Here is a 12,505-nt window from a genome sequence, read left to right on the forward strand (position 1 = left end):
ATTCATTTTTATTTTAAAGCTTCGATCTAAAAATGAAAAAGCCCACCGAAGTGAGCTTTTCAAATATTACGGGCTAGGCTAAATCAAATTATTGTTTTGATGCTGCTTTACGCTCAGCAGTAGAAGGTTGGTATTGCACAGCATCAGAAGTGTTGGCTTTGATACCACCACCAAGTGTTTTATACAATTCAACTTGGTTGTTGAGATTTGCTTGTTCAAGCAACAACAAACCTTGCTCAGCTGCATAAGATGCACGCTGCGCATCCAGCACAGTTAGGTAGCTATCAATACCAGCACGGAAGCGAGCATTTGATAGTTTGTAAGTTGTATTGGTTGCATCAACTAAACGGCGCTGTGCTGCAATACGGTCACCGATGTTTTGACGAACTGCAAGCGCATCATTCACTTCACGGAAAGCAGACTGAACTGATTTTTCATAATCAGACAATGCAATTTTCTGGTCAGTTTCAGAAACTTTAATATTGGCCTGACGTGTACCCCAGTCGAAGATTGGAATATCTAGGCTAGGGCCAGCAGACCATACAAAGTTGCCTGATTTAAATAGATCACCTAAGTCCGTTGAAGCATAACCCGCAGAACCTGTTAGGCTAATCGTAGGGAACAGACGTGCTTTAGCTGCACCAATGTTCGCACCAGCGGCAGACAGTTTGTATTCAGCTGCACGTACATCTGGACGGTTGTTCAACAAGTCACTTGGAATACCTGAACCAATGGTATTGGTCGAAGTAATTCGATTGACACGTTGGTTCGGCAGCAAGTTCGCAGGTACTTGTTGACCCACTAATAGGTTCAATAAATTTTGCGCTTGAGCAATTTGAGTTTTGTAGTTCGCAACATCATTACGTGCAGTTTCTACAGAAATTTGAGCCTGACGAACAGGAACTTCACTGTCAATACCGACATCAAAACGCTTTTTGTTCAGGTTGTAAGATTCAAGCTGAGCTTTTAAGGTTTGATCCGCAAGCTTCAAGTTCGAATTGGCATACGCGTAGTTTAACCATGCTTGAGCCACTTGACCGATCAACGCAATTTGTGTTGCATCACGGGCACTTGCAGTTGCAAGGTAACTGTCCAAAGCATTGTCTTTTAAGCTACGTACACGACCCCAAAAATCAAGTTCATAGGCAGTGACACCTAAACCGACATTATAAGAGGTGATAGGCTTTTGTGTATTCAACGTGTCTTGACGAAGTACACTACCACTTGCACCAATGGTTGGTAATTGACCATTGGCAGTGATTTGATACTGTTGCTGTGCACGTTCAATATTTAAAGCAGCCGTACGTAGGTCACGGTTATTGGCTAAAGCTAAGTCAAGAACTTGTACCAGACGTTGGTCAGCAAAGAAATCTTTATATCCTTGTTCAGCAACAGAAGTACCAGAAGCACTTGCTGTGTAGCTTTCGGGGATATTGGTCTGAACAACCGGCTCTGGACCACGCATGCTTTGGCAGGCAGCCAAAGCAAGCGCAAGTGAAGAAACCGCAATGCTACGACCTGCAATAGACCATACATTTTGCATCACGATAAATGCTCCTGATTATTTTGTTGTTTTGGTTTGTACTTAAAGATACTTCGGATCCATACATAGAACACAGGAATAAAGAAGATACCAAGTAGGGTAGAACTGATTACGCCGCCCAATACACCATAACCTACGGAGTGCTGACTACCTGCACCTGCACCCGAAGAAAGGGCAAGCGGAAGTACACCAAAACCAAAGGCTAAAGTGGTCATGATAATTGGACGTAGACGCATTTTAGCGGCATGCAATGTTGCGTCAAACAGATCTTCACCTTTTTCTTGAAGTTCTTTGGCGAATTCTACGATCAAGATCGCATTCTTCGCAGACAAACCAATGACGGCAATAATAGCCACCTGGAAGTAAATGTTATTCGCCAAGTTTGGATTTTTGAAGAACACCATTCCAAGGAAAGTCAGTAATAACGCACCCAATACACCTAATGGTACAACCAGTAATACTGAGAACGGAATAGACCAGCTTTCATACAAGGCAGCAAGACATAGGAAGACGATTAACAATGAAAGTGCGTATAAGAATGGTGCTTGTGCGCCAGACTCACGTTCTTCTAGAGATAAACCAGTCCATTCATAGTCAAAGCCTTGAACGCCCATCGAAGGAAGTTTTTGTACAATTTCTTCCATCGCTTTCATCGCATCGCCCGAACTTACACCCACACCCGGTGAACCTTGAATGTTCACAGATGCGATACCGTTATAACGTTCAAGACGTGGTGAACCATAAGTCCATTCGCCAGTAGCGAAGGTCGAGAATGGAACCATTGTGCCTTGGTTGTTACGGACATACCACTGGCTCAGGTCTTCAGGCATCATACGTGCCGCAGCTTCACCCTGTACATAGACTTTCTTCACACGACCACGGTCAACGAAGTCATTGATGTAAGAACCACCCCATGCCATACCCATTGTGGTATTGATTTCAGCAATGCTGACACCCATAGCACCGGCTTGAGCTTGGTCAATCGTGATTTTGTACTGTGGCGTATCTTCTTGACCGTTAGGACGAACACCCATGAGGCGTTTATCTTGAGCAGCCATACCGAGCACCATATTACGGGCATCGATAAGTTGTTGATGAGTTTGACCTGCAGAAGCTTTTAACTGCAAGTTGAAGCCGGCAGTTACACCCAATTCAGGCATTGCTGGTAATTGGATTGGCATGATGTATGAAGCATCCTTCACGATCATGTTCAATGCCATACCACGTTGAATAATCGCACCCACTTGAGATTCAGGTGATGTACGGTCTTCCCAATCTTTTAACTTGATGAATGCAAGACCTGCGTTTTGACCTACACCTGTGAACGAGAAACCGGCAACACTGAATACAGAATCGACATATTTTTCTTCGTTTTTCAGGAAGTAATCGGTCATTGCAGTGACAGTTTTATCCGTACGCTCAAGTGAGGCATTCGGTGGTAACTGTACCAGTGTCATTACAACACCTTGGTCTTCTTCAGGTAAGAATGATGATGGTAACTTTTGGAATAAAAGCACTAATAAGCCGATTACAACTGCATAAATCACACCAGAGAAAATCTTGTGGTGTGTCATGAAGTTCACGCCGCCTTGGTATTTATGCGCAACTTTATCAAAAGAGCTGTTAAACCAACGGAAGAAACGGGCAAAGATATTGTTGCTTTCGGGTTTGTTTGGATCATGTTGTTTCAACATGGTCGCGCATAGGGCAGGGGTAAAGGTCAATGCTACAATCAATGACAGAATCATTGCTGTTACCAGCGTGATTGAGAACTGACGATAAATTACACCTGTTGTACCACCGAAGAATGCCATCGGCACGAATACAGCGGTTAACACAGAGGTAATACCGATAAGGGCACCCGAGATCTGTTTCATTGAGATTTCAGTTGCAGTCACTGGGTCAAGATGATCTTCAACCATGACACGTTCAACGTTCTCTACGACAACAATCGCATCATCCACGAGGAGACCAATCGCCAGTACCATCGCGAACATGGTGAGTGTGTTGATCGAGAAACCAAACATGTTAATGACAGCAAAAGTACCCAATACCACTACAGGTACAGCCAATGTCGGAATAATCGTTGCGCGCCAGTTCTGTAAGAATAAGAACATCACAAAGAATACAAGAATCACGGCTTCTACAAGGGTATGTACAACACTTTCAATCGATAACTTAATGAATGGAGTCGTATCAAATGCAAGCGTGTCTTCTAAACCTTCAGGGTAGTTTGGACGTAGTTCTTTTAAACGTGCTTCAACAGCTTCGGCTGTGTCTAATGCGTTTGCACCAGTTGCTAGTTTGATCGCTACACCACCAGCAGGTTTGTTGTTGAACTTAGAGTCGAACTGATAGTTGTCAGCACCTAATTCAACACGTGCAACATCACCTAAACGTACCTGAGCACCATCACTACTGTTACGCAGGAAAATGTTTTTAAACTGCTCTGGTGTTTGCAACAAACTTTGTGCTGTAACTGTCGCGTTCAGTACTTGACCTTCAGTTGCAGGCGCACCGCCTAACTGACCAACAGCAACCTGAGCATTCTGTGTACGGATAGCCGCAGCCACATCACTCGGTGTAACTTTCAGGTTTGCCATTTTGGCTGGATCTAGCCAAATACGCATCGCATAAGAACCACCGAATACTTGGACTTCACCTACACCTGCCACACGGCTGAGAGGTTCAGAAATATTCGAGTTTACATAGTCCTTAATGTCGTCCGCAGTCAACTTACCCGATGGTGAGTGGAATGCTACAACTTGTAGGAAGCTTGCGCCAGATTTGGTGACTTTTACACCTTGACGTTGTACGTCTTCAGGTAATAGCGCTGTCGCAGACTGGAGTTTGTTTTGGACTTGAACTTGGGCGATATCTGGATCGATCCCTTGTTCAAAGTTCAATGTAATAGATGCTTGACCGTTACCCGCACTGTTTGACGAAATATAACGTAAGCCATCCAAACCATTCATTTGTTGTTCAATGATTTGGGTTACGGTGTTTTCAACTGTTTCTGCAGACGCACCAGGGTAAGTCGCAGAGATTGAAACCGTTGGCGGCGCAATGGTCGGATACTGTGCAATTGGCATATTAGATAGCGTGAGTACACCCGCCAGCATAATCACCAATGCAATCACCCATGCAAAAATGGGGCGATGAATAAAGAATTGAGCCATTCAGTCTACTCCCTATGCGTTTGAAGTAGCTTTTTGTTCAGATTTAGGTGCTGCTTGTTCTGCAACTTTAGCATCTGGCTTTGCTGCAGCAGGTTGTTGCGCACCTTGAGGTGCAGCAGCCTGAGGTTGATACGGTTTGGCTACAACTTGTTGCTCTGGCTTAACTTTCGCAATACCGTCAACAATCACTTTATCGCCAGTATTCAAGCCTTGAGTCACGATCCAATTCGAACCTTGTGTACCAACAGTGGTTACAGGACGAGATTCAACAGCACCTTTTGCATTCACAATCATTGCCATTGCTTGACCTGTAGGGGTACGTGTAATAGCAGCTTGTGGAATCAGGTAAGCATTTGGAATCACACCTTGAACGATGCGAGCATTGGCAAACATACCCGGAAGTAATAAATGATTCGGGTTAGAAAAAACAGCACGAAGTGTAACCGTACCTGTATCTGGGTTTACACTCGCATCAGAAAATGCAAGACGACCTTCAATTGGGTATTCGCTACCATCTTCAAGACGTAATTTCACTTTGGTGTTATTACTGCTGTCTAAGTTGCCTTGGCTTAATTGTTGACGTAAGCGAAGAAGTTCAGCACTTGATTGGTTAATGTCAACGTACATTGGATCAAGACGTTGAATTGTGACTAATGGATCAGCCTGAGATGCAGTAACTAATGCACCCGCTGTGACTGTAGAACGGTTGGTTTGACCTGAAATTGGCGCACGTACAGTTGAGTAACCTAAGTTAATTTCTGCATTTTTAAGTTCTGCCTGAGATGCAGCAACGTCTGCTTCAGCCAGTTTTACTTGCGCAACAATATCGTCATATTCTTGTTTAGAAATCGCATTTGAGCCAACAAGCTGACGGTAGCGACCTTCTTTAACACGTAACACGCCTAAATTTGCTTGTTGACGTCTTAAAGCAGCACGAGCACTGTCAGCTGAAGCACGGTTTGTACGCGAGTCGATCTCGTACAAGGCTTGTCCTTCGCGAACATAGCTACCTTCTGCAAATAAACGTTTCAGTACTACACCACTGGTTTGTGGACGTACTTCTGAAATTTCATAGGCAGATGTACGGCCTGAAAGTTCAACAGATTGTTCAACGCTTTGCGGTTGGGCAACAATGACACCGACTTCAGTTGGTGGCATTTGCTGTGCAGCAGCAGCTTGCTGTGCATTTTTAGGATCTTTGCTACAACCAACAAGTGCAATACTTGTTGCCAATGCGCAAGCAGTCAGGGCGGGAGCCCAAAGCTTTGCAGACATCATTGTTCCACCTCAATTAGATATTTATCTAAATTATTCATTTGTTTACGCTTTACTGATTTTGATGTAACTCAAATAAAGTAGCGCGATCCAAATAAAACTTATGCTCCAACCGGATAAGACATCTGTCGGAAAATGAACCCCAACATATACTCGCGAAACACCCATACACAGCATCCATAACAATGCCAAAATGGTGATCAAGCGATGTTGAGCATGTTGTCGGTAAATCAAGATCATAAGACACGCAAGCGATGCAGCATAACAACTGTGTGCGCTTGGGAATGAACTCCCGTAAGACGCTACAAGATGGTACATTTCTGGGGGACGCGGTCTGGTGAACGTAAATTTAAGCAACCATGCAAGGCCGATACTTCCAAAGATCCCTATACTGATAAAAACAATCTCTGTGTATTTTTTATACCACGCAAAGTGTAAACACCATAGCGTGGTGAAAAATAATACAAAAGGCATGCCGCCTAGCGCCGAAAGTCCGATGGCAATTTGATTAAAAACAGCAATACGGTGCTGACTCATCCATTCCACGATACTTAAATCTAATAGATTTAAATAGCTAGAATAAAGCGACAACACACTGATAATTAATGCAAAAAAACCAACAAACAGTAGCGTTCGTGGCATATTTTATTCCTTGTCATTTTAACCGGTTTGAGCTCGGTTAATTAATGGACTAAAGTGTACTCATCAGTACACTTTATTTCAAGTATGTGTAAATCATACTGATTTTATTTTTTGTGTTCATTTACATCTTACTAAAATAAAACACAAATCTGCTAATGATTGTTCTTACTGGCTTGTGTGCCATCTTCAACTTCAAGTGGGGTTTTCGGTGGCCAGAAAAAATCACTTGGTCGCGTTAGAAAATGAGTCATCACCAGTTTAGCCAGTGGTTTCCATTGTTCAAATCTTACGCGACGTGCCCGTAGTGCCACAATAATGGTTAACGTGAAACTGACGAATAAGTTAGTCAGACCGATCAGAATAACCCCTAAGAATGACACAATGATTAAGCCAATGTCTGGTGAACCATTAATATTGATGAGGCCTTGAATGAAGTTGGCCGAGGCGAAGGCGATATGGCGAATATCTAAAGGTAAACCAAAAATAAATCCAATCGTTCCCATACTGCCCAGCATGATCCCGAATAAGAAGTTACCTGCTAAAGCACCTAAGTTTCGCTCAATGTAAGCGGCAAGCTTATCCAGTCTCTCTTGACCCATGATGCGTTTTAACTTTGGATGTGCTTGAATCCGTGGTCCAACTTTGCGATAGATCGCCATGTTGTCAAAGTATCCAGCAAGCAAACCTGATAAAAACAAACATACCCCAGCAATCGCAGCATGTGGCACAGCCAATGAGGTAAATGGATTGAGGTCGTGTAAGGTTTTAGCTGCTTTTGCATGATTCATTAATGGCTCATGTAAAGCCATGTCCCAACTTAATGCGATCAATGCTGCAACTGGAATCGCAATACTGATGTTGCCTAAGATTGCAATAAACTGGGTTCGAATGATGTTAATAATCAGCGCGGCAAGCTCGGCAATCTGCGCCATTTTCGAGCCTTTACGATGCTGAACCGTCGAGGCAAGGGCGGCAGCTGTCATCGCAGGCTGTTTAGTGGCAACAGTAAAATGTAAGACATGAATCAGCATAAAGCCGAAAGAGTAGTTCAGACTATATGAAATGGCTTGCATGAGCGGTGCCATGCTGACACGGGCCATCAGCACTTTTAAAGTTGCCATACACGCAATGATCACACCGGCACCTGCCGCAGATCGGTACATGCTCATAAAGCCTTGTTTGTCCGTACTTACATAGTGTTCGCCGGTTTTACTTGCATTTTCGGTGACTTGTAGGGCAACCAATTCACTATTGGTGGCGAGCAAATCGCGCACACTGCGTTCGCTATAAATCGCTGACGTCACATCACTGAGTAAACTACCCATAGACACATAGCGGACATCATCTTCTTCAACAATCAGGTTGAGTAAGATTTCTAAGCGATCTAAACACTGTTCTAAAAGCGACAATAAGTAAGTCAGGCTGACACTTACGCCAATTCGTTTGGTCGCACGCCGAATCTTCAGTACCACATCACGACATTGTTCCAGCATTACCAACGCTTGAGAAGCATCTGGCGGTAGCACAGCACTCATTTCTTCAGCACTTTGATGGAGCTTTTTATACTGCTGAATAAAATCGTTTATTTCGCGGTTTTGCACCAAAAAAGGTGATTCATATTCGGTCAGTTCAGGCTGTGCATTAATAAATTCAGGATATAAGCCAATACCACTTACCCGATAGGACAAAACGGTAATGGCTTTAATTAACTCACGGCGAATTTTCTTTTTTTCTTCCTGATTGCTATGACCTTGATTAAATAGTCGAAATAGCTGCATCCATTGCTGATCATCAATACTGTCCAGCCAATATTTGTCGCTATGACGATAAAAAACTCGACGGACTAAATCTTGTAATTGAGTTTCGTCATTGATCAGAGGAAGAAAATGTGCGCCAAGCCGTTGGAACAGTTGTCCCCAGAAACCATCGAGAGACAAAATACCCGTGTCCGCATATAAACTGGTTTGTTTATATCGGCTAATGAGCTTTAGGACAAAACTTTGCAGGGTAGAGGCTGCATCTGGCGTGATGAGTAAAGCTTGGATGAAAGCCTGAAATTTTTTCTTAATTTCGTCGGTATTTTTTGTATCTTCTGGTCGAATTCGGTTGACCAATTCGATCAGCAAGTTTTCATCCAGCACAGCCCGAGGGGTATCGAGCTGTTGCTGCATGGTCAAAAAGATATCATTGAGTTTTATATGCATAGGCAAGGGGAATTACGATGAATATTGTTAATTATTGAATTCGGTGTAATGCCAAGTTTGCGAGGTTGATTAAAGCTTGACGATATTCAGTATCTGGTAGCGCTGCTAAAGCGGCTAGTGCTGCCTCAGTTTCTTCAGTCGCTCGTTGGCTACAATAATCAAGTGCCCCAGAGCTTTGTACAATCTGAATAACACGCTCTAAATCTGCCGTACCACCTGTGGCAATACTGCGGCGAATAATGTCATGTTCTTCGCCAGTGGTATTCTTTAAGGCAGAGATTAAAGGTAAAGTTGGTTTACCTTCCATCAAATCATCGCCAATATTTTTACCTAATGTTTCAGCATCTGAGGTGTAATCTAAAATATCGTCAATAATTTGAAAGGCATTTCCAAAGTGTCCGGCAAATTTTCTAAGCGGTTCACGGTACTCTGGTGTACCAGTCAGAATCGCTGCACCTTCGGTAGCGAGCTCAAATAAACGCGAAGTTTTACCGTGAATAATATCTAAGTAGGTTTGTTCAGTGGTTTCAGGTTGGTGCTGTGATTGAAGTTGTAAAACTTCACCTTCAGCAATTTCACAGGTACCCGTTGAAAAGTCTTTGAGTAAAACTTTGCTGTCTAGATCCACCAATAAATCAAAAGCGCGAGAAATCAAAAAATCACCCACAAGTACGGCAGTTTGATTATTCCATGTCGCATTTGCTGTTGGGCGGCCACGGCGTAAACCCGATTCATCGACTACGTCGTCATGTACCAAGGTCGCGGTATGCAGCATTTCTATAATTGCTGCAAGTTTACGGTGTTTTTCTAAATCTTCTGCGCCACAAGCCTTTGCTGCAAGTAAGCACATAATGGGACGCATGCGTTTACCGCCTGCTTCAACCACATGTTTACTGACTGCCATGACCAAGGCAACTTTAGACGTGATCCCTTCATTAATAAATTTGTCCATCGCAGCAAAGTCAGTAGCAACAGGCGCGAGAATATCTTGCTTAAAGTCGATGGTCATATGAAGAGAAACCTCAATAATTTTTGAATTACAGACGTAGTGTAGCAATTTGTTATATGAATAACAGATAAGAACTTACTCAATTGACTTAATCTTAAGTGATTTTTTTCATCAAGCGGAAGTATTGTACTTATTTTTTAACAGACTTTTATCTTTAGCATGTTGTTTGAACAGCATGTTGTTGATGTTAGTCCAGTGTATATTAGCGAATTGTTGCTAAAAATCTATGTCAAACCTTGCCAAAAGCATGATAAGTGAAATAGAGCACTCATTTTAATGGTTTTAATGACACTGTTTATATAATAAACGCATACTCATCTAATATTTTACGGAAATGACTTGTTGTTTTTCGGGTTATCCCTTAAAATCTTTGCCTTTGCGAAACCCCAGTGACGATCGTTTTAAGATCGGTATATCCCTTTACCGGCACGACAACACGGGCATGTTTGGAGTACTTAAATGTACGCAGTAATCCAAAGCGGTGGTAAACAACACCGTGTAGTTGAGGGTGAAACCCTTAAAGTAGAATTATTGAAAGCTGAAACTGGCTCAACTGTTACTTTTGATGACGTGTTGATGCTTGTTAACGGTGACAGCATTCAAATTGGTGCACCAGTAGTAGCTGGCGCTAAAGTAACTGCTGAAGTAGTTAGCCATGGTCGTCACGACAAAATCCGCATCATCAAAATGCGTCGTCGTAAACACTATCGTAAACAACAAGGTCACCGTCAATGGTTCACTGAGTTGAAAATTACAGCTATTTCAGGCTAATTACGAGGAGTAAGTAGACATGGCAACTAAAAAAGCCGGTGGTTCGACTAAAAACGGTCGTGACTCGAACCCAAAAATGTTGGGTGTTAAAATCTACGGCGGTCAATCTGTGACTGCTGGTAACATCATCGTTCGTCAACGTGGTACTGAATTCCACGCTGGTGTAAATGTAGGTATGGGCCGTGACCATACTTTATTTGCAACTGCTGACGGCGTTGTGAAATTCGAAGTGAAAGGCCAATTCGGTCGTCGCTACGTATCTGTTGAAGCGTAAGCTTTAATAGAAAAAAACCCGCATTTTTGCGGGTTTTTTTTCGTCTGATGAAAATGTGAGGTATTTTTCTTGATTGTTATAAACGATGTATGAAGCAATAAATCACCATAAACAGTGACTTAAATCACAAAATATAAAGAGCGTAATAGAGGAGTACAAATACAAAAAAAGGATAAGGACATGAATAAAATATTGAATACAGTTTTTATCGGTGCTGACTATCAGAAAAGGAATTGTCCTGATAAAAGCCAACAAATTGAATTTGAAAAGACACTAGGACTTGGTGAAATAACTTCAATCGCTATTAAAGCTGTACCAAAATTACTTGCTGTGAGTATTTTACTTTCTCTAGGTTCAATTGCATGGGCCGGTGGGAGTGGTTCATCACATCATGGGCATACTTGTAATCGTTACAATAGTGGTATTCCTGGTCCAGCAGGGCCAATGGGTCCTTAAGGTCCTGCTGGTGAAAAAGGCGATACAGGAGCAACAGGCGCTACTGGTAAAGATGGACTCAATGGCCGAGACGGCATCGATGGTAAGGATGGGTTGAACGGTCTGAATGGCAGCAATGGTCTAGATGGTGCAGGTGCTTATCAAGTTGCGGTGAGCAATGGTTATGAAGGCAATGAAGACCAATGGTCAGAAAGTCTACGTGGTGCAGTTGGCGCACAAGGACTAACTGGTGAAAATGGTTTCAGTGCATATGAACTTACGATAAAAAATGGATTTGTAGGTACTGAAGTGAACTGGTTATTGAGCTTAAAAGGAACAGATCCGTACATTAAAATACAATCAAACGTTGCCAATACAGCACCTAAACCAACTGCGAATGGACAAGATGCGATTGCAGTCGGTGCAGGTAACAAAGCTGATGGTAATCAGTCTATTGCCCTCGGTGTAAACAATACAGTCAGTGGTGATGGATCTGGTGCAGTAGGTTCAAATAATACAGTCACAGGTAATAATACCTATGTGATTGGTAACAATATCAACACATCGGCAAATAATGCTATTGTACTTGGCAATGGTTCAAGCTCTGCAATAATACGGTTTCCGTTGGCTCGGCTGGTGCAGAGCGGCAAATTATCCATGTGGCAGCTGGTACGGCAGACACCGATGCGGTAAACGTGAAACAAATGCGTCAAGCAGATCTAGTAGTGTTAAATAGTTCAAAAGCATATACAGATCAGCATGGGGCAAATGTACTCAACCAAGCCAATAGTTATACCAATCAACGTGTGAATGAATTGAATCATAATTTCAATAAATTTAAAGATAATGTTTACGGTGCTGTTGCTTCAAGTATTGCAATCGCCTCCTTACCGCAACCCACAGATGCTGGATATAACATGTTTAGCGTAGGTATGGGGACTTGGGAAGGTTCACAAGGCTATGCAGTAGGTTTTAGTGGAGTAACTGAGAGCAATAAATATGTGTATAAATTGGCTGCAACAGGGAACTCTGAAGGTGACTTTGGCGCTGGTGCATTGCTCGGTTGGCAATGGAAATAACTCAATATTGGATTATTAAAATTGCTAAATCGTTGTTTAACTATTTGAAAGGCATTTGAATCAAATCAAGTGTCTTTTTATTTTATATTTCTCC

Annotated in this window: 11 protein-coding genes; 5 read left to right on the forward strand and 6 right to left on the reverse strand. The window is 42.6% G+C overall.

Features of this window, described 5'->3' with window-relative positions:
- Positions 1 to 88: 88 nt before the first annotated feature.
- From adeK to sdsA, 6 genes are all read right to left on the reverse strand, one after another.
- Positions 89 to 1,543 carry a multidrug efflux RND transporter AdeIJK outer membrane channel subunit AdeK gene (gene adeK, locus G0029_RS04000; RefSeq protein ID WP_180021981.1) on the reverse strand — a complete coding sequence of 485 codons (1,455 nt, stop codon included), beginning with the start codon at positions 1,541 to 1,543 and terminating at the stop codon, positions 89 to 91.
- Positions 1,543 to 4,722: an efflux RND transporter permease subunit gene (locus G0029_RS04005; RefSeq protein WP_180109768.1), complete on the reverse strand. Its 3,180-nt coding sequence runs from the start codon at positions 4,720 to 4,722 to the stop codon at positions 1,543 to 1,545. The genes adeK and G0029_RS04005 overlap by 1 nt, the downstream gene beginning before the upstream one ends.
- A gap of 12 nt (positions 4,723 to 4,734) precedes the next feature.
- Positions 4,735 to 6,000 (reverse strand): efflux RND transporter periplasmic adaptor subunit, encoded by a 1,266-nt coding sequence (locus tag G0029_RS04010; protein ID WP_180107728.1) that lies wholly within the window; start codon positions 5,998 to 6,000, stop codon positions 4,735 to 4,737.
- Between the two features lie 42 nt (positions 6,001 to 6,042).
- Entirely contained in the window at positions 6,043 to 6,639 is a 597-nt protein-coding gene (locus tag G0029_RS04015; RefSeq protein WP_180023210.1) for a phosphatase PAP2 family protein, read from the reverse strand.
- 152 nt (positions 6,640 to 6,791) lie between these two features.
- Positions 6,792 to 8,843, reverse strand: a complete 2,052-nt coding sequence (locus G0029_RS04020; protein WP_078192207.1) for a site-specific recombinase — start codon at positions 8,841 to 8,843, stop codon at positions 6,792 to 6,794.
- Between the two features lie 31 nt (positions 8,844 to 8,874).
- Entirely contained in the window at positions 8,875 to 9,852 is a 978-nt protein-coding gene (gene sdsA, locus G0029_RS04025) for an All-trans-nonaprenyl-diphosphate synthase (RefSeq protein ID WP_078191391.1), read from the reverse strand.
- A gap of 459 nt (positions 9,853 to 10,311) precedes the next feature.
- On the opposite strand from sdsA, the gene rplU reads away from it, so the two are divergent.
- From rplU to G0029_RS04050, 5 genes are all read left to right on the forward strand, one after another.
- Positions 10,312 to 10,623, forward strand: coding sequence for a 50S ribosomal protein L21 (gene rplU, locus G0029_RS04030; protein WP_078191390.1), 312 nt, complete (start codon positions 10,312 to 10,314; stop codon positions 10,621 to 10,623).
- Between the two features lie 19 nt (positions 10,624 to 10,642).
- Entirely contained in the window at positions 10,643 to 10,897 is a 255-nt protein-coding gene (gene rpmA, locus G0029_RS04035; protein WP_067764378.1) for a 50S ribosomal protein L27, read from the forward strand.
- 180 nt (positions 10,898 to 11,077) lie between these two features.
- Positions 11,078 to 11,353: a hypothetical protein gene (locus tag G0029_RS04040; RefSeq protein ID WP_180107722.1), complete on the forward strand. Its 276-nt coding sequence runs from the start codon at positions 11,078 to 11,080 to the stop codon at positions 11,351 to 11,353.
- A gap of 93 nt (positions 11,354 to 11,446) precedes the next feature.
- The gene (locus tag G0029_RS18410) at positions 11,447 to 12,025 is read left to right on the forward strand and encodes a hypothetical protein (RefSeq protein ID WP_180107729.1); all 579 of its coding nucleotides are present in this window, start codon (positions 11,447 to 11,449) and stop codon (positions 12,023 to 12,025) included.
- Positions 11,992 to 12,411: a YadA-like family protein gene (locus tag G0029_RS04050; RefSeq protein ID WP_265088147.1), complete on the forward strand. Its 420-nt coding sequence runs from the start codon at positions 11,992 to 11,994 to the stop codon at positions 12,409 to 12,411. The genes G0029_RS18410 and G0029_RS04050 overlap by 34 nt, the downstream gene beginning before the upstream one ends.
- Positions 12,412 to 12,505: the final 94 nt, after the last annotated feature.

It is taken from the genome of Acinetobacter sp. YH12138 (assembly GCF_015218525.1).
Classification (GTDB): Bacteria; Pseudomonadota; Gammaproteobacteria; order Pseudomonadales; family Moraxellaceae; genus Acinetobacter; species Acinetobacter amyesii.

Bases quoted from the DNA above. Each gene is read 5' to 3' on its own strand.
- adeK (WP_180021981.1), bottom strand. From the start codon at position 1,543: ATGCAAAATGTATGGTCTATTGCAGGTCGTAGCATTGCGGTTTCTTCA.
- G0029_RS04005 (WP_180109768.1), bottom strand. From the start codon at position 4,722: ATGGCTCAATTCTTTATTCATCGCCCCATTTTTGCATGGGTGATTGCA.
- G0029_RS04010 (WP_180107728.1), bottom strand. From the start codon at position 6,000: ATGATGTCTGCAAAGCTTTGGGCTCCCGCCCTGACTGCTTGCGCATTG.
- G0029_RS04015 (WP_180023210.1), bottom strand. From the start codon at position 6,639: ATGCCACGAACGCTACTGTTTGTTGGTTTTTTTGCATTAATTATCAGT.
- G0029_RS04020 (WP_078192207.1), bottom strand. From the start codon at position 8,843: ATGCATATAAAACTCAATGATATCTTTTTGACCATGCAGCAACAGCTC.
- sdsA (WP_078191391.1), bottom strand. From the start codon at position 9,852: ATGACCATCGACTTTAAGCAAGATATTCTCGCGCCTGTTGCTACTGAC.
- rplU (WP_078191390.1), top strand. From the start codon at position 10,312: ATGTACGCAGTAATCCAAAGCGGTGGTAAACAACACCGTGTAGTTGAG.
- rpmA (WP_067764378.1), top strand. From the start codon at position 10,643: ATGGCAACTAAAAAAGCCGGTGGTTCGACTAAAAACGGTCGTGACTCG.
- G0029_RS04040 (WP_180107722.1), top strand. From the start codon at position 11,078: ATGAATAAAATATTGAATACAGTTTTTATCGGTGCTGACTATCAGAAA.